This is a genomic window from Bradyrhizobium sp. 930_D9_N1_4 (assembly GCF_052076015.1).
Taxonomy (GTDB): Bacteria; Pseudomonadota; Alphaproteobacteria; order Rhizobiales; family Xanthobacteraceae; genus Bradyrhizobium.
Genome location: NZ_CP197236.1, coordinates 5,568,224 through 5,591,493 on the forward strand (window position 1 = coordinate 5,568,224; position 23,270 = coordinate 5,591,493).

A 23,270-nucleotide genomic window follows, 5' to 3' on the forward strand; every position below is an offset into this window, starting at 1 on the left:
CAAGCACATGGCACAGTTCTCGGTCAATCTGCAGCGCTTCGATCCCTACAAGAACTTCAAGTTCCGCGTGAAATGGGACGGCCGCTACGTCGCCGGCATCAGCAAGGTGTCGGCGCTGAAGCGCACCACCGAGGTGGTCGAGCACCGCGAGGGCGGCGATCCCTCGACGGGGCGCAAATCGCCCGGCCGCAGCAAGTTCGAGGCGATCACGCTCGACCGCGGTGTCACCCACGACGTTGAGTTCGAGAAATGGGCCAACAAGGTCTGGCATTTCGGCGCAGGTCTCGGCGCCGAGGTCTCGCTGAAGGATTTCCGCAAGGACATCATCCTGGAAGTCTACAACGAGGCCGGGCAGCTCGCGCTCGCCTACAAGATCTTCCGCTGCTGGGTCTCGGAATACCAGTCGCTGCCCGATCTCGACGCCAATGCCAATGCGGTGGCGATCCAGCACATCAAGCTGGAGAACGAGGGTTGGGAGCGCGACCAGGCGGTCGCCGAGCCTTCCGAGCCCACTTTCTCTGATCCGGCCTGAGGCCCTTCATGCACTCCACCGCACAACGCGAACAGGATATCCTGGCGCTGTGGGATCGGGCCGCCGGCCGCGCGCGGGGCCTGCGCGACCATGCCCTGTTCGCGGCGGCCGGCGCGGCACCGACGGACCCGGTCGGCACCGGCAATGCCGCATTGCTCACCTTGCGCACCCAATTGTTCGGCGCGCCGTGGCGGCTGCGCGCCGCCTGCCCCGTTTGTCACACCGACTGCGAATTCACGGCCGATAGCGCAGCGCTTGCAGAAGGTCTTGCTCCGGCCGAAGTCGCACCGCCGCGTATCACTAGCGGCGGATCGGAGCTGACGTTGCGGGTGCCGACACTATCCGATCTTGCAAGTCTCGGCGCGGCCCCCGACTCCGCCTCCGCGACAAAGCTGCTGCTCGCGCGCTGCCTCGGCGAAACGCCGCCGGCTGCGATCGATCAACATGCCCTCGACCAGATCGAGGCCGAGCTCGAACGTTGCGATCCCGGCGCCGTTATCGCTTTCGCGCTCGCCTGCCCCGATTGCGGCCACGCCTGGCAAGCCGTGATCGACATCGCGCCGGCGCTCTGGGCCGAGGTGCAGGCCGCCGCCGAGCGCACCCTGCTCGACGTCGATGCGCTCGCGCGCGAATATGGCTGGAGCGAAGCCGAGGTGCTGGCATTGCCGCACACCCGCCGCGCCGCCTATCTGCAACTCGCGGGCGCCTCATGATAGGCCTCCTGCAAAATCTCGCGCGCATCGGACGCGGCGAACCGATCCCCGACGCCGCACACGTTGCCTTGCCGCCGCGTTTTGCCGCCGCGGCCCGGACCGACGACGCTCCGATGCTGGAGACAAGGCGGGAGGACGGGCAAGCGCCGGCACTATCGCCGGCTGCGGTGCTCAATTCGACCAATGCAGACGATCCTGTCGCGGAGATGCAAGCACCATCGCGCGGACAGGTCGAGCCTGGCAACGAAGGAGCGTCGTTGCGCTTTTCAGCCAAGGTGAATGTCGCTGCACCGCCGCTTCCATCCAGCGACGCTCCGTCAGGATCGTCCGCCGATCCTGTTCTGCCTGCCATGCCGCACGATCCGCCACGCTTTGCGCAGCCACGCGATGCCGCCGGACCGGACATGCGTCGGTGGCAAAACGACGCCGCACCGGCGGCCTCTCCACTCGGTGAGGCCGTCCTCGCCGATCAAGCACAGCGCCGGCGCGAGACACCGCCGGTGATCAAGGTGACGATCGACCGGATCGACATTCGCTCCCCGGAACCACCGCGTGCGGCACCCACGGTCAAGCCTGCACCAAAGCCGTCGGTCTCGCTATCCGATTATCTGCGTCGTCCCGGATCCGGAGGCCGCGCATGAGTTCGCCGCTCGCGATCGGCGCAGTCAGCGCGGTGCTGCGCAACCTGCTCGACAACGGGCTGGTGGAGGCCGGGCCCGCGGTCGGCGGCACCGTCAATGTCAGCGCCGTCGCCCCCGATACGATCGACCTCACCAGCCCCGAGGAGCAGCCGCGGCTCAACCTGTTCCTGCACCAGGTGACGCCGAATCCGGGCTGGCGCAACCGCGCGCTGCCGTCGCGCTCCTCAGCCAGCGGCGAGCGACTGACCAACGCGCCGCTCGCGCTCGACTTGCACTATCTGCTGACAGCCTACGCGCGGGTCGACTGCCAGGCCGAGATCCTGCTCGGCTACGGCATGCATCTGCTGCACGAGCGCCCGGTGCTCGACCGGGCCGCCGTGCAGCGCGCGCTCAATCCCAATCCTCTTGACGTCGCGATGTTGCCGCCGGCGTTCCAGGCCCTCGCTGCCGCCGACCTCGCCGATCAGGCCGAGCTGATCAAGGTCACACCGGCCGTGATGGGGCCGGAGGAGATGTCGAAACTGTGGGCGGCGATCCAGTCGCACTACCGGCCGTCGGCGGCCTATACGGTGTCGGTGGTGCTGATCGAAGCCACCAAGCCCGCGGTCTCGCCACTGCCGGTGCTGTCGCGCGGCATCGTCGATCCCGTGACCAAGCGCGACCGTGGCGTCGTCGTCAATGCAGACATGTTGCCTCCGCTGCCCACGCTGTTCGCGGCGACGCCGCAGAACAAGCAGGCCGGCGCACGGCTCGGCGAGCCCGTCGTGCTGTCCGGCATCCGTCTCCGCGGCAGCAATTTTCACGTACGGCTGGCGCACCCGCTCTTTCCCGTTCCCTTTGAACTTGTGCCGGCTGCCCCCAATGACGAGGGCACCGAGCTCACCGTGACGCTGCCGAACGATGCCGCTGCGCAGGCCGCGCTCGCGCCCGGGCAATGGAGCCTGACGCTCCGCCTGCTGCCATCGGGCGAAGCCAATGAGCGCGACACCAACGCGGTCGCGCTGATCATCGCACCTGCCCTGGTAATCGCCGCCGATGCTCCGCTCTCGCTGCCCGCGGCGACCGTGCAGCGCAAGACCGCGCCGCTGCGCGTCACCGCCACGCTTTTCTCGCGGCCGCAGGTGCAACCGCGGCAGCGCGCCAGCCTCGTTCTCGGTACGGCGGAAGCCACCGCCAATCCACGCAGCGCGGCCACCGATCCGCTGGTATTCGACTTCCCCTCGACGCTTCCCGCCGGGGCTTATCCGGCGCGGCTGCGCGTCGACGGCGTCGACAGCCTCTTGCTCGATCTCAGCGGCGATGCGCCCGCTTTCGATGCCTCGCAGACCCTGAGCGTGTCGCCATGAACATGCACGACAGGCCGGAAGCGCAGCCGGTGCGCGATTGGGCGAACCGCAACCAACAATGGCTGGCGACACAGCTTGTGGCGTTGCGCCTGCAACTCACGCAGCAATTGGGCGGCAGATCGGCGGACGACGAGCCCGCTCCACCGGACTTCAGCGATGATTTCGAGCCCGCGCTCGATACGCTGACGAGGCTGTTCGGCCTGTCGCCGTTCGAGCGCAGTGTCTTGCTGCTCGCCGCCGGCGTCGAGCTCGACAGCGCGCTGCGCCATCTCGTCAGCGAGGCCATGGCACAAGCGCCCGAGGCCGTCCCGAGCATGCAGCCGACGTTCAATTTTGCCATGCAAGTTCTGGCCGAGCCGCATTGGGATGCACTGTCGCCGCTACGGCCATTGCGGCGCTGGTGCCTGATCGCGTGCGACGGCCGCGAGGCGCCGCCGCGCCGGCCGATCCGGATCGACGAACGTGTGCTGCATTATCTCACCGGCGTCGCCGCGATGGATTCCCGGCTGATCAACCTCGTCCGCTGCGAGCCAGCCGGGATGATCGAAACCGATCCGCCACTGGCGAGCACGATCGCACATGCCCTCGGCGCCGGCACGGCCGCTCTGGTCGCGCTGAACCATGCCCGTGGCGCGATCGAGCCGCAGTGCGACTGCGCGCGCGCGGCGCTCGCCGGTCTCGGCGCAAGCGGCTTGTGGCTGCATGGGCGCGACCTGCCGCAGGATTCGCGCGAGCTCGCCGAATTCGCCTGTCTTCTTGAGCGCGAAGCCGCGCTTTCCGATGCCATCATCGTGCTCGAGTTCGACCGCCCGATCGAGGCGGCGGATGCCGAGACGCGGGCAGTGACACTGCTCGCCCATCTGATGGGACCCGCGATCGTGCTCAACGCACCGGAGCCGGCCCGCCTGTCGCGGCTCCGGCAGCGGCGCATGCTGCGGCTGCTGGTGCCGGACGTCCCCGCCGCCGCGCGGCAGGCTACGGCCTTGCGCGGCCTTCCGGGCAAACAGGTCGACGCGCTTGCAGCCGCGCTGCGTCCGGCGCTGCGGCAGTTCAACGTGCCTGTGGCGGAGCTGCGATTGGTCGCCGCCGAAGCTCTTGCCGAAACACGCGGCGAACCCGCGCTGCTCGGACCGGCGGTATGGCGGCTCTGCCGTGCCGCGGTCCGCGGCGGGCTCGATGCGCTGGCGCAGCGGATCGACAACAACGTCGTCTTCGACGATCTCGTCGCGCCTCTCGTGGTCACGACGCAGCTCCGTGCCATCGCGAGCGAGTTGCAGCACCGGCCGCGAGTCCATGGCGACTGGGGCTTTGCCGCGCATAACGGCCGCGGGCTAGGCGCCGCCGCGCTGTTCGCCGGCGAATCCGGCACCGGCAAGACTTATGCGGCCGAGGCGATCGCCAGCGCCGCCGGACTCGATCTCTACCGCGTCGATCTTGCCAGCGTTGTCAGCAAATATATCGGCGAGACAGAGAAGAATCTGAGCCGGCTGTTCGAGGCCGCCGAGACCAGCGGCGCGATCCTGCTGTTCGACGAGGCCGACGCGCTGTTCGGCAAGCGCAGTGAGGTCCGGGACAGTCATGACCGGTTCGCCAATATCGAGATCGCCTATCTGTTGCAGCGGATCGAGACCTATCGCGGGCTGGTGATCCTCACCACCAACATGAAGAGCGCGCTCGACCGCGCCTTCTTGCGCCGCATTCGCTACGTGATCCAGTTCCCTTACCCTGACAGCGCCGCTCGCGAAAAATTGTGGCGGATGCAATTCCCCGCCGACGCACCGCTTGGCGAGATCGATTTTTCGAGCCTCGCCAGGCTGCAGCTGACCGGAGGCAACATCCGCGCCATCGCGCTCAACGCCGCCTTCCTAGGCGCCGACGGCGGACGCATCGAGCAAGAGGCGATCAACGCCGCGGTGCGTGCCGAATTCTCCAAGCTCGAGCGGCCCTACACCGAGCCGCGGCGGGAGATGTGACCATGCGATTCTCCTTCGCCAATATGAGCTGGCTGTCACAAGGCGCAACGCAGGCGCATACGGCGGCCGGGCGCGAGCGCGAAGCCAACGCGCTTGCGGATGCCGCGCTGTCCCGGACATCCGCGCCGCGCCAGGCCGGTCCAGCGCGTGAGCCCACGGCCAACCGTCTCGACCTCGCCTCGCAACCACTTGCGCCGACCACCCGCGCCGACATGGAGGGCCGGTTCGGCTGCGACTTCTCGCAGGTGCGCGTCTCGGCAGATACCAGGGCAGACCGTACCGCAAGCGGGTTGAATGCGCGCGCCTTCGCCTACGGCAATCAGCTCGTCTTCGCCCAGAGCGAGTTCGCACCGCATACGTCCTCAGGGCGCAGACTGCTCGCCCACGAGCTTGCCCATGTCACGCAGCAGCGGCAAAGCGGGCGCGCGGAAATCCAGCGCGACGGCAAACCGGGTCCGACACTGGAGGAAGAGGCGTCCCAGCTCCAGTTTGATCTCGGAGCCGCCGCCACCCCCGCAGCGCGCAAACCGGTGGTCACAAGGGCACTCGAGTTCTGCGGTCGCGGCGTCGCGGCCTTGGCGGCCGCAAAGACGTCCAATAAATCCGACGATATCGAGAAGTGCCGCGAAGCCCTGAAGAAGGTCGCGCGCGCGCTCGCTGCGAACGGCGAACCCGATGCGGCGGCTCAGTTCGCGATCAAGAGCAACGAGCCGGACGTGTATGGCGCGGTGATCGCCAACATGAGCCGTGGCAAGGGCGTAAGCGGTCAGCAGGCCTTCCTCAGGCAACTGGCGCCTCTCGGCGGCCAGACCCTGACCGCGGAAGATGCCACGCATTCCCAGCAATGGTTGAAGAGCAACACGTCGAAGATCGGCAAGACCTTTGCCGAGCTCGACAAGAAGGGCGTCAAAGGCCTCAAGCGCGACATGTCGCTGGAGCTGTCGGAGGACCTGCTCACACAATACTACGCGGAATCACCCGACGACGAGAAGCCGGACATTCTCGGCGACCCCACTGCGAAAACGCTCAAGACCGACCAGAGCACCCACCAGATCAAGGCCGATTGCGACGTCTACGCGACCTACGCGGCGCGTCTGCTGCGCGAGCAAGGCTGGACCACGGCGTTGTACATGACGATCATCCCCAACGAGGCCAAGCCGGGCGAGACCAAGATCCGCGATGGCCACGCCGTCGCACTGGCGCGCAAGCAGGTCGATCCCAAAGATGCCTCGAAAGGCTACAAGTTCCTCGGCGTCAGCAATACCACGATCAGCGAGTTCGGGTCCAAGACCGACAACGACAAGGCGCTGCCCGACCTGAAGGCGCTCGCGCTCACGGTCTACGACCCGCCATTGCAGAACTATGACGTCTACGTGGCCGATGCCGGTCCCAATGGCGAGTTCGAGCCAAAACTGCTTGATCCCAAGAACAACAAGCTGGTGCCGAAGGAATCGGTTCGGCCCAAACCCACCACGGGAGCGACACCGTGAAGCATGCCGACATCGAGGTGAGTATCGGACGGCTGGTCATCGATGCGCCGCTGCGTGGTGAAACTGCGGGGCTCACGGACGCCATCGGCGTGGCGCTCGGCGAGCGCCTTGCGTCACCCTCGGCCAGCTCTGCAAGGGCCAACACGCACGGCGCACCACACGCCATCGCCGACCGCATCGCAACGCAATTATCGGCAACAGCATCCTGCGCTGGGATCGCACGGGGCAGATCATGAGCCCGCAAGCTGCGCCCAAGATCGCCGTAAAGCAGGCGGCCCCGGCGCGAGCGGCCGCGCTCGAAGTGCGCCCCGCGCGCGACCGCTTCGAACAGGAAGCCGATCACGCCGCCGCGGCGACGCTGCGATCGGGCACGGCCAACGCAAGCCCGCCGGCACTGTCGCTGTTGCCATCCGTGCCGGATCGCACGGCACGTCCCGCACCGGCGTCGGTGTCCGCGATCGTGGGCTCGGCGGGCGCATCACTTCCTGCCAGGATTCGAGAAGACATGGAGCGGCGGTTCCGCTCCGACTTCAGTCGTGTCCGGATTCACACCGGCCCCGCAGCGGCAGCCTCAGCTCGCGCGATCGACGCAACTGCGTACACGTCGGGTGAAAGCGTCGTGTTTGGCGATAGCGCCTTCGCTCCCCTCACCCCACGAGGCCGGCATCTGCTGGCCCATGAGCTTGCCCATGTCGTGCAGCAGCGCGGCGCCGCTCCGCACGCGGTGCAGCGCCGCTGCTTCGTCGAAGACATCGGCATCTGGCTCGGCGTCACCGAGGGCAACTTCACCGATATCGAGCTGCACGCCTATCTCACCAAGATCACCGAAGCCAACGCCAAGGAGGACAGCTACGACAGCGACAACAAGGCGCGCGCCATCGTGCGCCTGTGGAAGACGAGCAACGCCGGCTTCAAGCTCGATCCCCTGCAAAAGGCGCTGCTGATCCTGGAAATGCAGGCCGGGCCGACGGGCGACGAAGACGAGAAAGCGATCCTCGACCTGTTGGAGCTCAGCGACATTGCCGCGCTCCGGATCATGTTCGGTGAGGGCAAGCTCAGCGTCACCGAGCTGGAATCCGACCTCGATGACGATTCCGCCAAGCGGCTCCAGGCCTTCTTCAACACCCGCTTCGAGGGTGGCCGCGATGCGCTGGCCAAGGGCACCGTTGCGCCGAAGGGCATGCCCGGCAAGGACGCTCCGGCTTTCAACTACGACATCGCGGAGCTCAAGAAGCGGATCGATGCGGTCGGAAGCAGCAGGGACATCGACCTCATCGCCGCGGAGATTTTCGCGCTCGCACCCGCCACGCGCGACAAGGCGACCAAGGATCTCAGCGAGCTGCGCGCCGAGGCCGTGCGCAAGGTCGACGAGCTCGAGGAGAAGGCGGACAACACCCTGGATTCGTTCGTTCAAGCCGAGCTGAAGCAGGATGCCAAGAACGCCAAGATCACGTCGAGCAAATACGACGTGGTGCTCAGCCGGGTCTATCGCGACATCGCGCTCACCGTCAGTGGCAAGGATCTCTCGAACACGGTCGCTCCCAACGCAGCGCAGAAGGCCGAGATCGCCAAGGCGCTGAAGCCGGAGGTCCGCACCGACGACGCCGGCGGCACCACGTCCTTCGACCAGAAGCAATATGAGGATTCCCTGCGCAAGCTGATACCGGACATGATCCAGCGCTACTGGGACAGGCACGTCAAGGGACGGGGGCCCGAGGAGCACGACGACAAGACCAAGACCCGCGATCTCACGGAATTCGAACGGATCGCAAAGGCCAGCAAGGACGAGACCGACAAGGTGTTCGCCGGCTACTACACACGATCGGACCATCCCGAATTCAAGGCGGGTCCTGCGGAGCAAGGCGGCAGGATTCACGACAGGTTCGCCGACCTGCAAAAGATTCTGGATGATCCAAAGACGCCTCGCGAGAGCAAACAGAAAGATGCGCGCGGCTTCCTGTTCCATCTGCTCCGGTCGGACCAGGCGGTACGCAACCTCAACCGCACCTTCAACGTCTCGCCGGCATTCAACGAACAGGGGCCGGTCAACGACGCCGCGAAGATTCTCGACAAGCTCGCCACCGAATTCACCGGCGGCGACAAGAAGACAGCAAAGATCAAGGGTGCGGGCAAGAGCAAGGTCACCGACAAGTCAAAGGACAACGAGCAGACCGACAAGTTGAACGAGATCCGGCGCGGCTGGGACGCAGGTGCCGGTCCCGGTGCTCTGGGCAGCATCGACGTCCAGATCTTCAAGAAGGACATTCCCGAGGAGGACCGCGACCTGCTCTGGGACAGCTTCCAGTCGCTGATCCATGAATACATTCATACGCTGCGGTCGGGACCGTATACCGCCTACGCAAACAGCTTCGGAGACGGCCCCGAATACAACACACTGATGGAGGGCGTCGACAACCTGCTCGACGAGGTCGTCTGGGAGAACGTCGCGCCACGCGTCCAGGATCCCGCGTTACGTCTCGCGGTCGAAGGCCCCGTCTATGCCAAGGAGGAGCCGATCAACGTGATCTCGGCGTCGCGGCGGCGCTACCCGTCCCATGCGGAAGCCATGAAGCTCGTCGGCATCGTCGGCATCCGCAACCTCTACGCCGCCTACTTCCAGGGCGACATCGACAAGATCGGCGGCGACATCACGAAGATCGGCAAAAAGCCATGACCGGCCTCACCTCGTCTCCGAAACTGATCAAGGGTGGCCTCGTGGTGCTTGCACCGGGCGGCGGCACGGTGCGGCGGCAGATCGCGCTTCAGTACAATCCGGACACGCTGAGCCGCAGCTACCAGGTGCAGGGCACCGGCGGCGACAGCTCCGCCGGTGCGCGGGCGCAGCCGTTCCGGCTGAAGGGCCCGGCGATCGAGACCATCAAGCTCGACGCCGAGATCGACGCGACCGACCAGCTCGCCGATCCCGATGCGCACGCCAATGCCGTCGCCTTCGGCATCGCACCGCAGCTCGCGGTGCTGGAAGCCCTGGTTAACCCGAGCGTCGACGATCTGCTCGGAGTAGCCAGCCAGGCCGATCGCGGCACGCTCGAGATCCTGCCGCCGGAAGCCCCGCTCACTTTGTTCGTCTGGAGCAAGAACCGGGTCGCGCCGGTGCGCGTCGCCGAATTCTCGATCGTCGAGGAGGCGTTCGATCCCGCGCTCAACCCGATCCGCGCAAAGGTCTCGCTCGGTCTGCATGTGATGAGCACCGACGATCTGGGCTTCTCGCATCGCGGCGGCACCATCTTCCTCAACTATTTGCGCAACCGCGAGACGCTCGCCGGCCTGACCGGTAGTGCCTCCCTGGCCTCGCTTGGCCTCACCAGCCTGCCCTGACGGAGCACAAGATGTCCTCGGATCCCGTCCAGATGCTGATCGATGCCGGAGCGTTCCCGGACAACAATTTTCCGCCGAACAGCCGCTATCACGGCGCGGCGATCGGGCGGCTGAAGCGCAGCGCCGCCGATCCCGGCGTCGCCTACGTGCTGCGCCGCTTCATCCCTCAAGGCCGCGACATCGGGATCGCCGGCCAGCACATCGTCAATGCCGGCGAACGGCCCGACACGCTCGCGTCTGCAACGCTCGGCGATCCCGAACTGTACTGGCGGATCGCCGACGCCAATGTCGTGACCGATCCGTTCGAGCTCACCGATACGCCCGGCGGGCGGGTGCAGATCCCGCGTACGAACGGGCTGTAAGGAGATTTTTCCGATGATGCAGGGTGGCGTTCAGCTCTCGCTCCAGATCGGCCCGGCACCGGTACCGGCGCCGCGCGAGGTGCTGGAGACGCTGACCCATGCCAGGATCGAGATCGGATCGGGCGATGCGCAGAGCGGTTTCGAGCTGACCTTCGACCTGCCGGTACGCTCGCCGCTGCGCACCATCTTCCTGCTGGCGGGGGGCGGCGCGCTGCCGCCGCTGCTCCGCGTGGTGCTGATCGTCACCATCAACGGCACGGCCGAATCCGTCATCGACGGCATGGTCACCAATGTCGAGACCCAGCCCGGCAGCGGCGGGGTCGGCAAACTGGTGATCAAAGGCAAGGACATGTCGGCGCTGATGGACATCATCGAGCTGCCGGGCCTGCCCTTCCCGGCAATGCCGCCCTCGGTCCGCGTGCTCGCGATCCTCGCCAAATACGCTGCCCTCGGCGTGATCCCGATGGTGATCCCAAGCGTGCTCGACGTCCCGCCGATCCCGGTGCAGCAGATCCCGCAGCAGAAGGGCAGCGACTACGCCTACATCAAGAAGCTCGCCGGCGAAGCCGGTTATGTCTTCTATCTCGAAGCCGGCCCGGCGCCCGGGGCCTCGAAGGCCTATTGGGGACCGGAGATCCGCTTCGGCGCGCCGCAGCCGGCGCTCACCACCAACATGGACGCGCTCACCAATGTCGAGGACATCTCGTTCAACTTCGACAAGGAGCGCAAGATCATGCCGATCGTGTTCTTCCAGGAGAGCAACAGCAAGGCGCCGATCCCGGTGCCGATCCCCGACATCACGCCGATGAGCCCGCCGCTCGGTGTGGTGCCGCCGCTGCCTCCGAAAATCCAGAAGCTGAGCAACACCGCACACCTGTCCGCACCGCAGGCGCTGATGGCGGGGCTGGCCTATGCCAGCCAGCACAGCGACAGCGTGTTCGGCAGCGGCAAGCTGGACGTTGCCAAATACGGCCGCGTGCTGAAGTCGCGGCAGCTGGTCGGCGTGCGCGGCGCGGGCCTGCCGTTCGACGGGCTCTATTTCGTCAAGAACGTCACCCACGAGATCGAGCGCGGCTCCTACAAGCAGTCATTCTCGCTCGCACGCAACGCGCTGATCTCGACCGTTCCGCAGGTGCCGACATGAGCGATACGCCCCTCTACGGAAAATATCGTGCGGTGGTGATCAACAATATCGATCCACTCCAGATCGGCCGGATCCAGGTGATGGTGCCCGATTTCGGCGCCGTCATACCGACGAGCTGGGCGATGCCCTGCTTGCCGACGGCGGGCATCAATGCCGGCTTCTTCACGGTGCCGATCATCGGCGCCGGCGTGTGGGTCGAGTTCGAGCGCGGCGATCCGGATTATCCGGTCTGGGTCGGGTGTTACTGGGGAAGCGCTGCGGAAGTGCCGGTGCTGGCGCACGCTGTGCCGCCCGGCGTACCCGGCATCACGCTGCAAACTCCTTTGAAGAACGGTCTCACCATCAGCGACGTGCCGGGGCCGACCGGTGGCATCCTGATGCAGACCACGACCGGCGCGATGATTTCGGTCAGCGACGTCGGCATCACCATTTCCAACGGCAAGGGCGCGGTCATCACCATGACCGGGCCGACCGTCGACGTGAATCTCGGCGCGCTCACGGTGATTTAGGAGACGCACATGCCCGCTCCCATCCTGCATCTCGGCGCCACCGTGCTGTGTAGCCATGCCGGACAGGCGATGCCTGTCTCGCCGTTCCCGCGCGTCATGTTGTCGGGCCAGCCCGCCGTCAACCTCACCAGCCCATACGCGATTGCGGGCTGCTCGCTCACCGGCTCGGCGCCGCCCTGCGTCACCGCGCAGATGGTGATGGGCGCGGCACGGGTGATGATCGGCGGCGCACCGGCCGCGACCATGATGGGGCAATCGGTCTGTACGCCCACCGGCACGCCAATGCTTCCCGTCGTCGCGCAGACGCGCGTGCTGGCAACCTGACGGCGAGGACGATGCTCGATTTCCCCTACCATTTCGACGACCAGGGCCGCACGGCAACGACCGATCGCCCCGATCACATCCGCGACCTGATCGAACAGGTGCTGTTCACGGCGCAGGGCGAGCGGGTAATGCGGCCTGATTTCGGCGCCGGCCTGCTGGCGCTCGTGTTCGAGCCCAACTCGGTGACGCTTGCCGCGACGACGCAGATGCTGGCCCAGGCCGCGCTGCATCAGCATCTTGCACACCTGATCGCCGTGAAATCAGTCGAGGTGATCAATGACGATGCGGTGCTCCGCGTCGAGATCCGTTACGTGGTGCTGGCCGACCGCACCAGCCACGTCGCGAACTTTGCTGTTCCGGGAGGCGCGGCATGAAGCAACATTGCTGCGATCCGCGCCGGCTCGAGGTGCTCAAGGCCAAGGGCAGCGCCAACGCCATCGAATTCATCGAGGTGCTCGACCTTGCCTCGCCGCCCGGCGCGCCGCGGCAGCAGACCCTGCTGGTGCGAATGCTGCAGACGGGTTTCACGCTCTCGCCGGACAATCTGCGCATCACCGGCGGTGAGCGGATCGCAACCGTCGGCGTGGTCTGGTGCGCGCCGGCCGATGCGCTGCCGGCCGAGGCCGAGCCCGGGCTGGTCGACACGGTTGACGATCTCCCCCGCACACTGGTGGTGCGTACCGATAGCAGTGGCGATTACTCGATCTATGCGTTCGGCATCTTCGCCAACTCCGGCTCGGCCTTGCCGCCGGCGGGCTTCGACCCAAAACTGTCGGCGATCGACTTCACCTTCAAGGTCGAATGCCCATCGGACTATGACTGCGCGGAGACTACTCCCTGCCCGCCCGTGCCGCGCCCGAAGCCGGAGATCGACTATCTCGCGCGCGACTATCAGGGTTTTCGCCGATTGATGCTGGACCGGCTGAGCCTGCTCGTGCCCGGCTGGCAGGAGCGTTCGGCGGCCGATCTCGGCGTCACCCTGGTCGAACTGCTGGCCTATGCCGCCGACAACCTCGCCTATCGCCAGGATGCGGTGGCCAACGAAGCCTATCTCGCCACCGCCCGGCAGCGCATCTCGGTGCGGCGTCATGCACGCCTGGTCGATTATCACCTGCACGAGGGCTGCAACGCGCGCGCCTTCGTACATCTCGACGTGAATGGGAAGGACATCGCGCTGCCGAAGGGCACGCAATTGCTCACCCGCGTGCCCGGGCTTGGCGTGGTATTGGCGCCGGGCTCGCGCGAGTTGAACGACGCGATCGACGGCGGCGCTGAAATGTTCGAAACCGTCGCGCCCGCCAAGCTGGACCAACAGCAGAACAGTCTCGCCTTCTATGCATGGGGCAATAATGGCTGCTCCCTGCCACGCGGTACGACGCGCGCAACGCTGCGCGGCCACATCGATACGCTCGCTGTCGGCGACATTCTGATCCTCGAAGAAGTAATCAGCCCGACGACGCTGTCGCCTGATGATGCCGATCCCGGCCATCGCTGGGCGGTGCGGCTGACCGAGGTCATGCTCTCGACCGATCCGTCCGGCGGATTGTTCGACGAGCCGCCGGTCGACGGCCCCATCGACGTCACCGAGATCGCCTGGAGCGAGGCCGACGCGTTGCCCTTCCCGCTCTGCCTGACCGTGGAAGACCGGCCCGAGTTCGCCATCAGCGTCGCCCGCGGCAATATCGTGCTCGCCGATCACGGCCGCACGCTGGCGCCCGAGCAGCTCGGCGTGATGCCGCGCGCCAGATTGAAGCAAGCCTCATCCGCGCCCGGCAATTGCTGCGCCCCGATCCCCGACGTGATGCTGCCGCCGCGCTTCCGCCCGGTGCTGGCGAACAGCCCGTTGACGCAATCCTTCGATCTCGCCGCGCTGCTCGCCGCTCCCGTCAGCAAGGACAAGCCGTGGTGGGCGGCAAGCGCGTTCAACCTGTTGTCGCCCCGCGACGCCACGCCTGCCATCGCGGATCTGACCGGACAGGTCGCCGGCATCACTGAGCACTGGCTGCCCCGGCGCGACCTCACCGGCAGCGCCGGCAATGCACCGCATGTCGTGGTCGAGATCGACAACCACAGCCGGGCCCTGCTGCGATTTGGCGACGGGCTGCTCGGCAAGCGCCCGGCGGCGGACACCGCGTTCACCGCGACATACCGGATCGGGAACGGCACATCAGGCAATGTCGGCGCCGAAGCCATCGCCCACGTTGTCGGCGCCGCGAACGGCGTGTTCGAGGGGCTGCGCAATCCGATTCCCGCATCCGGCGGCGTCGAGCCCGAAGGCATCGAAGCTGCGCGGCGCGATGCGCCGCAGGCATTCCGCATCCAGGAGCGTGCGGTAACGGCGGCCGACTACGCCGCCGCCGCCGAGCGCCGCGCCGACGTGCAACGCGCGGCCGCGACATTTCGCTGGACCGGAAGCTGGCACACTGTGTTCGTGACGCCCGACCGCTTCGGCGGCGGCGCGGTCGACGCCCCCTTCGCGACACAGCTGCGCAACCATCTCGAGCGATTCAGGATGGCCGGCTACGATCTCGACGTGCGGCCACCGCGCTACGTGCCGCTCGACGTCACGCTGCATGTCTGCGTCAAGCCTGACTATTTCCGCGCCGAGGTCGCGCAGGCCGTGCGCGCGGTGCTGTCGAGCACGGTGCTGCCCGACGGCACGCTCGGTCTGTTCCACCCCGACAATTTCTCCTTCGGCGATTCCGTCTATCTCAGCCGCATCATCGCGGCTGCCCAGGACGTCGAGGGCGTCGATGCGGTGCAGGCGCAAAAGTTCCAGCGATTTATTTCGCCACTCGCGACATCGCTGGATGACGAGGTGATCCGGATCGGCGGTCTCGAGATCGCGCAGCTCGCCAACAATCCGAGCTTCCGCGAGCGCGGCCGGCTCATCATCGAGGCGGGAGGTGGCAAATGACGCTACCGGTCCCGACCATCAAGCCGCATGCCCTGCCGGCCGGCAGCGAGAGCTGCGACTGCTGCACCGGCATTGAAGCCGAGACGCCGCAAGGCGTCGCCAACCGCTACGGCCTCTCCGCCATCGCCTACCGGATCGGCGACTACGCGCAGTTCCGCGACAGCCTTCACGCCGCGCTGTCCTCGGCCGCGTTCGCGCCACTTGGCAGGCTGCAAAGCCGCGCCGAAGATGATTTCACCATCGGCCTGATCGATGCCTTCGCCTGCGCCGCCGACGTGCTCACCTTCTACCAGGAGCGCATCGCCAACGAATCCTATCTTCGCACCGCGCTCGAACGGGTATCGCTCCAGGAGATGGGCCGGCTGATCGGCTACCGCCTGCGGCCGGGCGTCGCTGCCGAGACCTGGCTTGCGTTCACGCTGGAAACGCCGCCCGCACCGCCGCCAAAGCTGTCGCCCGAGCCAGGCAGCTTCGTCACCGGGGTGCCTGCGCAGGTGTCGATCGAGATCGGCACGAAGGTGCAGAGCGTGCCGGGCCCGGACGAAAAGCCGCAGACGTTCGAGACTGTCGAACGGCTGGATGCCGCACGCCCCGCCTGGAATGCAATCCGCCCCTGGATGGCAGAGACGCGGCGTCCGGGCAAGGGCGACACGGTCATGTACCTCGCCGGCCAACGCAACAATCTGAAGCCGGGTGACGCGCTGCTGATCGTCGGCGACGCCTTCGATCCCGGCAAGAATGACAGCAATTGCGATTTCCGTTTCATCGACACTGTCGATCTGCAATCGGATTTCGACCGCACCAGGGTCACCTGGCAGCTTGGGCTCTCCGGCGTTTCCGCCGCTCAGAACACGAAGGTCTATGCCCTGCGCAAACGGGCCGCCTCTTTCGGGCACAACGCCCCGATGTGGAAGTCGATGTCGACGGATTTTCGCAACAACTATCCGAACGGGAAAGATGCGCCCGACTGGCCCGACTACACGATCTCGCCAAGGGGCGCGACCAATGATGGCGGCTTCATCGATCTCGATACGGTTTACGCCGAGGTTCGTGCCGGCGGTTACGTCGTGCTTTCGACAGCGGCGAAGGGCTCCATCAAGGTCGTCATCAAGGCCATCGGCAAGTCGGACGTTGTTCTCGATCTTGGCCCACATCTCGACGTCTACCAGATCGCCGATGCGGACGAGACGTCGCGCGCGGAATTCGCGCTGGCCGGCAAGGTCACGCGGCTGCAATTGCGCGGCTCCCATTACGACCGCTACGAGGACGAGCCTCGGCGCTGCACCGCCTTCGTACAATCCGAGCAGCTCACGCTGGCGCCCTACCCGGTTGACGACGCCGTCACCGGCAACGGCATCGCCGCCGCCGTCAGCGCCGATGGTCTCGCCGCCGGGCGGCGATTGATCGTGCGCGGCAATCGGCTTTCCGACGGCCAGGCTGTATCCGTGCAGGCCAGCCTTGTGTCCGCTCAAGCCGTCGATGCCGGCCGCTGCACGCTTCAGATCGACCCGCCGCTTGCCGGCAGTCTCGATCGCGGCAGCGTCGTCATACACGGCAACGTCGTGCCGGCCTCGCATGGCGAGACAGTGACGCAGATCCTCGGCTCCGGCGATGCCGCCCAACCGTTCCAGCAATTCGAGCTGAAACAGCTTCCGCTCACCTATCGCGCTGCCGCCAATGAGAGCGGAGCCGCGAGCGAATTGACGCTGCGCGTCGGTGAGATCGCATGGCACGAGCGCACGACGCTCTACGGCGCGGGCGCGACCGATCGCGCCTTTTCACTCGATGTCGACGAGCAGGGCCGCAATCTCGCAAAATTCGGTGACGGCGCCAGCGGTGCGCGGCTGCCGAGCGGTCTCAATAACGTCCGCGCCACGTACCGCAAGGGCATCGGCATCGCCGGCAATGTCCGCGCCGAAACGCTGAGCCAGTTGCTGTCGCGCCCGCTGGGGCTCAAGGGTGTCAGCAACCCGATGCCCGCTGACGGCGGCAACGACCCCGAACCGGCGGACGCGGCACGCCGCAGCATGCCACTTGGCGCACGCACGCTCGGCCGCGTCGTGTCAGTGCTCGACTATGAGGATTTTGCCCGCGCCTTCACCGGCATCGCCAAGGCGCAAGCGCAGGTGCTGCAATTGCCACGGGGAAAAACCATCGCCATCACGATCGCGGGACCGCCCGGCGCGCCGGTCAATTCCACAAGTCCGGTGTGGACCAATCTGCTCGCCGCGCTGCACGCCGGCGGCGATCCGCATGTCGCCGTCGCGCTGCTGCCCTACCAGCCCAGCACCTTCCGGATCGGATTAAGGGTCAAGCGCGATCCGGACTTTGAAGCCAAGGCCGTGCTGGGTGCAGTCGAAGCAGCCCTGCGCGCACACTTCGCCTTCGACGCGCGCGAGCTCGGCCAGCCGGTACAGCAATCCGACGTCATCGCAGCGGCACAATCGGTGCGCGGCGTCGTCGCCATCGACCTGGTCAAGCTCTATGGCGGCACGGCTCCCGCCGCCCAGACCGTTCCCTCGCGTCAGATCCGGCTGCTCGCATCCCGGATCCATGTCGACCAGGGCGTGGCGAAGCCGAGCGAGCTTCTGACATTGAACCCGGCGCCGTTCGCCCTGCTGGAGGAGATGGCATGAACAGCCTCACCCCTGAACGGCTCTACGGGTTGATGCCGGCGCTGCACCGGCTGCGCGATGTCGCGCTTGCGGGCGATCCAGCCAAGGATGGTCCGCTGCAGGCGCTGCTCGCCGCATTCGCTCGCGAATTCGCCGCGTTGGAAGAGTCCGTCGACCAGCTTTACGACGACCAGTTCATCGAGACCTGCGCCGAATGGGTCACACCCTATATCGGCGATCTCATCGGCTACCGGCCGCTGCGCGGGCTCGGCGGCGAGCTGACTTCGCCGCGCGCCGAGGTCGCCGACACCATCGCCTTCCGCCGCCGCAAGGGCACCGCGCTGATGCTGGAGGAGCTCGCGCATGACGTCACCGGCTGGCCGGCGCATGCGGTCGAATATTTCGAGCAGCTCGCCACCACGCAATACATGAAGCACATCCGGCTGCACGCGCCGGCGACCTGCAATCTGCGCGACACGGCGGCGCTGTTCCGGCGCGATGGCGCCTTCAACAGCATCGCGCACACCGCCGAGATGCGGCGGCCGGAGCCAGGTGCCGGTCGCTACAACATCCCCAACGTCGGCATCTTCCTGTGGCGCCTGCTGTCGCTGTCGCTGACGGCGGTTCCGCTGACACCGGACACAGGCGACGCGACCGGTCGCAAGTTCCGCCTCAACCCTCTCGGCGCCGACATGCGCCTGTTCCGCTTCACGCAAGCAGAGACCGACATTTCCCATCTCGCCGAGCCCATCAATGTGCCGGAGCCCTTGTCGGTGCGACTGATGGCCATGGCGGTGCGCGCGGCGCAAGCGACCGCGCAGCCGGACACGCAACATGAGGACGACTATGGCGACGGCGAGAGCCTGGTATTCCTCGCGCCTGGCAACCCGCCCGTCCCCGTACCGGCGGCCAAGGTGCGCGTCTGCGATCTCCGCGACATGCTCGACGGCGGCGGCAACGTCATCGGCTGGGCGCATGAGGCACAGGTCACGGCCGGCACGATCGGATTCGATCCCGAGCGTGGCCGCGTGCTGCTTGGTGATTCCGCCGACGGGCCGCTGCTGGCGACCTTCCATTACGGCACCGCACGCCAGATCGGCGGCGGCGAATATCCGCGCGTGCCCGCCGAAGGCGATATCGGCAACGAGCAGGCCGTCAACGCCGGAAGCGCATTGCAAGCCAAGCTCGACCTGATCAGCACAGGCGGCCGCCTCACCATCGACGACAGCCTGACCTACAACGAGACGCCCACGTTCAAAGTCGACGGCGTGCTCGGCGATGCGACACCGCATCATGTCGTCGTCGCGGCGCACGACCAGACCCGCGCCCTGCTGGCGGCGAGCGGCGAAATCACGCTCGCCATCGGCACGCGCGGGCGCCTCACGCTCGACGGGCTCGTGATCTCCGGCGGCGCATTGCGGCTGCCGGCCTTTGCCGATGTCGAACCGCGGGAGCTGGTGCTGCGCGACTGCACGCTGGTGCCCGGGCTCACCTTGAACGGCGACGGAAGTCCGGAATCGCAGGGCGAGCCGAGCCTGATCATCGAGCATCCCTTCGCCAAGGTGACGCTGGAGCGCTGCATCGTCGGGCCGATCCACGCAGTCACCGATGCCGATGTGACGCTGACAGACTGTATCGTCGATGCCGGCGCGCCAGAGAACGTCGCATTTGCCGCGGATGGCGCGGGGGGCGCCGGTGCCGAATTGACCGTCGCCCAATGCACTGTGATCGGGAAGGTTCATACGAAGCTGCTGAAGCTGGCCTCGAACACCATCTTCTTCGCCAAGCCGGCAGCAAAGCCCGCCGAAAAGTGGATTGCGCCATTGTTGGTCCAGCGCCGCCAGGAAGGCTGCGTCCGCTTCTGCTATGTGCCACCTGGTGCGATCACGCCGCGCAAATTCCATTGCGTGCCAAATGACGTGGCACCGACGGCGCTGCCGCTGTTCACGTCACTGCGCTACGGCGACCCCGGCTACGCGCAGCTACGCCGCACCACAAGTCTTGCGATCCGCACAGGCGGCGACAATGACAGCGAGATCGGCGTGCTCAACGCATTATTCCAGCCGCAGCGCGAGGCCAATCTCAAGCTGAGGCTGGACGAATATTTACGTTTCGGGCTGCACGCGGGCCTGTTCTTCGCGAGTTGACCTGACGCATCGGAGGCTATCATGGGTGCCGACTTCTCACGCGTTCGTCTCGACCCGCTGCTCGACTTCGCCGGGCTGGAGCTGAAACAGGGAGCAGTGCTGCTGGACGGCGACGCCAACGAGCTGATGGCGATCCTCGATCGCCGCTTGCGGGCACTCGCCAGCGACACGCTCGGCCGCACCACGGTGTCTTCCACCACGCCCGATGCCTTCAAGCTCGGCGTCGCCGGCAACACGCTGGAGATCGGCAAGGGACGCCTCTATGTCGATGGCCTGCTCGCAGAGAACCATGGGCTTCCCGACCCTGACAAGCGCCTGTTCGACGATCTCATGGCCGAGACTGTCTTCACCGACAAGCTGACCTATGAGACGCAGCCCTATCTGCCGGCCGCGGTCCGGCCGCCGCTACCGACCGCCGGCCGCCATCTCGTCTATCTCGACGTCTGGGAGCGCGAGTTGACCTATCTCGAGAGACCGGAACTGGTCGAGATCGCCGTCGGCGTCGAGACCAGTTCGCGGCTCCAAACTGTGTGGCAAGTGCACGTGCTCGATACAGACGCTGGCGACAACACCAGCTGCGTGACGCCCGACGAGGACATGCCGGGATGGAGTGGAGTGATCGCGCCATCGACCGGCGTGCTCACGACGGGCACGTTCGACGCATCACCGACCACCGATCCTTGCGAGCTGCCGCCGACCGGCGGCTTCCGCGGACTCGAGAACCAGCTCTACCGGATCGAGATCCAGGACCCCGGCCAGCCCGGCGGCGCCGCGACCTTCAAATGGTCGCGCGAGAATGCCAGCATCGGTTCGCGCGTCGCCAGCATGATCTCGGCGACCGAGCTCGAGCTCGACAGCCTCGGGCGCGACGACGTGCTGCGCTTCAACACGGGCGACTGGGTCGAGATCATCGACGACGCCAGGGAATTCTCGCAGAAATCGGGCGAGATGCGGCGCATCACCGTCACCGAAGCGACCCGCCGTATCACCTTTACCCCGGCGCTGCCGGCCCCGATGCTGCCACCGGGCTTCCCCAACAGCGACTGGCCGAAACAGACCAATTTGCGGGTCCGCCGCTGGGATCAGAAAGGAAAGGTATTTCGGACCGATGCCAGCGGCACGCCGGTGCAGATCGGCGATCTCGACGCGGCCGGATCGACTGGCGTCATCAAGGTGCCGGCTGCGGGCACGACCATTCTGCTCGAAGACGGCGTCACCGTGAGCTTCGATTCGACCGGAACCGCGGGCTTTCGCGCTGGCGACTGGTGGGCCTTTGCCGCACGCACGGCGGACGCCAGCGTCGAGTTGCTCGACCGCGCCCCACCGCGCGGCATCCACCACCATTATGCGCGGCTCGGCATCTGGGACGTCGACGCCAAGAGCGTCACCGACTGCCGCCACCCGTGGCCTCCGGAGGGCGAAGGACATGACTGCGCCTGCACCGCCTGCGTCACGGTCGAGCAGCATGAAAGCGGCAGCTTCACCATCCAGGACGCCGTCAACAAGGTGCGCGAGACCGGCGGCACGATCTGCCTTGGCCCCGGCCGCTACGTGCTCAAAGAGGCAGTGACGATCAACCACGCCAAATCGGTCCGCATCGCCGGCAAAGGCCCGGCGACGCTCCTGCTGGCGCCGGCAGGTGCTTTTGCGATCCAGGACAGTTTTGCGATCGCGGTCGAGGACCTCGCGATCATCTCGCTCGCACGCGATCCCGCGATCGACGTCTCGACCTGCATCGGCCTCGGCCTGACCCGGCTCGCCATCGCAGCACTCGGCGGCGAGAACGCGCAGCTTCCCGCCGTGATGCTGCGCGGCCTGATCGGCGGCGCGAGACTGGCGGAGAACGCGATTTTCGCACCTGTCGCGATTGCCGGTGGCGCGCTCAAGGGCGTGGAAGGCGGAGCAGAATTCCTGCTGACGGCGGCGGTCACGATCGAGGAGAACATCCTGCTGTGCCAGCGCGGCGGGGTCGTCTTCGCTGACGAAGTCCTGCATCTGCTTGCCACCCGGATCGCGCACAACGAAATCATCGGCTGCGCCGACACCGCGATCGCCGCGCAAGGTCTTGCGCTTCCCGGCGCTACGCTTGCGATCGACAGCAACAGCTTCAACGTCAGTGCCCACGGCATCGCCTGCGCCGCGGCCGGCCTTTGGATCGAACGCAACCAGTTGCGCAACTGGTCGGAAGGCGAGCATGTCGGGATCAGGCTGGTCCCCGGGCTCGATCGACGGAGCACCGCCACCGCGCACATCCTCGCCAACCAGATCTACGGCTTCGGCACCGCCGGGATCAAGGTGATCGCCGGGGCGCAGGACCTGATCATCAAGCTCAACGCGATCGATACCTGCGGCGCCGGGATCATGCTCGGCGGCGCGACGGATGCGGCGGCGGTCTCGATCGAGAACAACCACATCCGCAACATTGCGCCCGCCACCGAGAGCGACAGCGGCACCGTGGTCGGCATCGAAGTGATCCGCGCCGGCAGCGCGACGATCGCGGGCAATCAGGTCCGCGCCATCGGCATTACGGCGGTGAAATCGGCACTGCGCGCCGGCGTCCTCGCCTTCGGCGTCAACCGCGCCCGCGTGAGCGGCAACGAGATCGTCGAGATTGCACCCGCCAAGGGTTTTGTGGGCACCAGCGCCGGCATCATGCTGCGCGCGCCTCAAACCCAGATCGAGGTCAACCACAACAGTGTCCAACGCGATCTCACGCCTGTCACCGGCGATTCAGCCGGCGACTGGCTCGCGCTGACCACCGCCGAGGTCAATCCGCGAGGGCCATTTACACAGGCCGGCGACAAGGTCGCTATCCGGCTCGGCGATGGGCGGATCCTCGCGCTCGGCGCCGATTATGCGTTCGTCAGAGCCAGTCTCGCCGCCAACGACACCGAGGGCGCGCGGGCCGGCATCATCGGCAATATGCTGACCGCGCGTGGGCCTGCGCCCGCTGTTCTGATCGTGGCCGGCCAGGAATGTCTATTCAACGACAACCGCGTGGAAGCCAGCAACAAGAATATCGCCGTGTCTCTGGAGAGCGCAGTCGCCATCGTCAGCACGAACCGGGTGCGCGGCGGCGAAGCCTCGATCCGCCTCAACAACGCGCGGACGATGACTGTGCTGGGCAACATTACCACCGGCAACATCATCATCCCCGGCGGCATGGCCAACACACCATGGGCACCGCTCAATGTGATCGGATAATTCAGGGAGATATTTCC

18 protein-coding genes are annotated in these 23,270 nt (G+C 66.5%); all 18 read left to right on the forward strand.

What is annotated here, in order from left to right; all coding sequences use genetic code 11:
- Positions 1–7: 7 nt before the first annotated feature.
- Positions 8–532 (forward strand): phage tail protein, encoded by a 525-nt coding sequence (locus AB7532_RS26615; RefSeq protein WP_441237654.1) that lies wholly within the window; start codon positions 8–10, stop codon positions 530–532.
- Positions 533–540: 8 nt separating this feature from the next.
- Complete coding sequence (locus tag AB7532_RS26620) at positions 541–1,245, forward strand: hypothetical protein (RefSeq protein WP_441237655.1); 705 nt, start codon at positions 541–543, stop codon at positions 1,243–1,245.
- Positions 1,246–1,358: 113 nt separating this feature from the next.
- Positions 1,359–1,886: a hypothetical protein gene (locus AB7532_RS26625; protein ID WP_441237656.1), complete on the forward strand. Its 528-nt coding sequence runs from the start codon at positions 1,359–1,361 to the stop codon at positions 1,884–1,886.
- Positions 1,883–3,232, forward strand: coding sequence for a DUF4255 domain-containing protein (locus AB7532_RS26630; protein WP_441237657.1), 1,350 nt, complete (start codon positions 1,883–1,885; stop codon positions 3,230–3,232). The genes AB7532_RS26625 and AB7532_RS26630 overlap by 4 nt, the downstream gene beginning before the upstream one ends.
- Entirely contained in the window at positions 3,229–5,205 is a 1,977-nt protein-coding gene (locus AB7532_RS26635) for an ATP-binding protein (RefSeq protein ID WP_441237658.1), read from the forward strand. Before AB7532_RS26630 ends, AB7532_RS26635 begins: the two co-directional genes overlap by 4 nt.
- Before the next feature lie 2 nt (positions 5,206–5,207).
- Complete coding sequence (locus AB7532_RS26640) at positions 5,208–6,695, forward strand: eCIS core domain-containing protein (RefSeq protein ID WP_441237659.1); 1,488 nt, start codon at positions 5,208–5,210, stop codon at positions 6,693–6,695.
- On the forward strand, positions 6,692–6,931 hold the full coding sequence (locus AB7532_RS26645) for a hypothetical protein (protein ID WP_441237660.1): 240 nt from the start codon (positions 6,692–6,694) through the stop codon (positions 6,929–6,931). Before AB7532_RS26640 ends, AB7532_RS26645 begins: the two co-directional genes overlap by 4 nt.
- A complete protein-coding gene (locus AB7532_RS26650) occupies positions 6,928–9,369 on the forward strand; it encodes an eCIS core domain-containing protein (RefSeq protein ID WP_441237661.1) in 2,442 nt (813 codons plus the stop codon). Before AB7532_RS26645 ends, AB7532_RS26650 begins: the two co-directional genes overlap by 4 nt.
- Positions 9,366–10,031: a hypothetical protein gene (locus AB7532_RS26655; RefSeq protein ID WP_441237662.1), complete on the forward strand. Its 666-nt coding sequence runs from the start codon at positions 9,366–9,368 to the stop codon at positions 10,029–10,031. The genes AB7532_RS26650 and AB7532_RS26655 overlap by 4 nt, the downstream gene beginning before the upstream one ends.
- Before the next feature lie 11 nt (positions 10,032–10,042).
- A complete protein-coding gene (locus AB7532_RS26660) occupies positions 10,043–10,393 on the forward strand; it encodes a Base plate wedge protein 53 (RefSeq protein WP_441237663.1) in 351 nt (116 codons plus the stop codon).
- A gap of 13 nt (positions 10,394–10,406) precedes the next feature.
- On the forward strand, positions 10,407–11,537 hold the full coding sequence (locus AB7532_RS26665) for a hypothetical protein (RefSeq protein WP_441237664.1): 1,131 nt from the start codon (positions 10,407–10,409) through the stop codon (positions 11,535–11,537).
- A complete protein-coding gene (locus AB7532_RS26670) occupies positions 11,534–12,046 on the forward strand; it encodes a phage baseplate assembly protein V (protein WP_441237665.1) in 513 nt (170 codons plus the stop codon). The genes AB7532_RS26665 and AB7532_RS26670 overlap by 4 nt, the downstream gene beginning before the upstream one ends.
- Positions 12,047–12,055: 9 nt before the next feature.
- Entirely contained in the window at positions 12,056–12,370 is a 315-nt protein-coding gene (locus tag AB7532_RS26675; protein WP_441237666.1) for a hypothetical protein, read from the forward strand.
- Positions 12,371–12,381: 11 nt separating this feature from the next.
- A complete protein-coding gene (locus AB7532_RS26680) occupies positions 12,382–12,744 on the forward strand; it encodes a GPW/gp25 family protein (protein WP_441237667.1) in 363 nt (120 codons plus the stop codon).
- Positions 12,741–15,287, forward strand: coding sequence for a putative baseplate assembly protein (locus AB7532_RS26685; protein ID WP_441237668.1), 2,547 nt, complete (start codon positions 12,741–12,743; stop codon positions 15,285–15,287). Before AB7532_RS26680 ends, AB7532_RS26685 begins: the two co-directional genes overlap by 4 nt.
- Positions 15,284–17,923: a putative baseplate assembly protein gene (locus AB7532_RS26690; protein ID WP_441237669.1), complete on the forward strand. Its 2,640-nt coding sequence runs from the start codon at positions 15,284–15,286 to the stop codon at positions 17,921–17,923. The genes AB7532_RS26685 and AB7532_RS26690 overlap by 4 nt, the downstream gene beginning before the upstream one ends.
- Positions 17,920–20,049: a hypothetical protein gene (locus AB7532_RS26695; protein ID WP_441237670.1), complete on the forward strand. Its 2,130-nt coding sequence runs from the start codon at positions 17,920–17,922 to the stop codon at positions 20,047–20,049. Before AB7532_RS26690 ends, AB7532_RS26695 begins: the two co-directional genes overlap by 4 nt.
- A gap of 21 nt (positions 20,050–20,070) precedes the next feature.
- Positions 20,071–23,253 (forward strand): DUF6519 domain-containing protein, encoded by a 3,183-nt coding sequence (locus AB7532_RS26700; RefSeq protein ID WP_441237671.1) that lies wholly within the window; start codon positions 20,071–20,073, stop codon positions 23,251–23,253.
- The last annotated feature ends 17 nt before the right edge of the window (positions 23,254–23,270 follow it).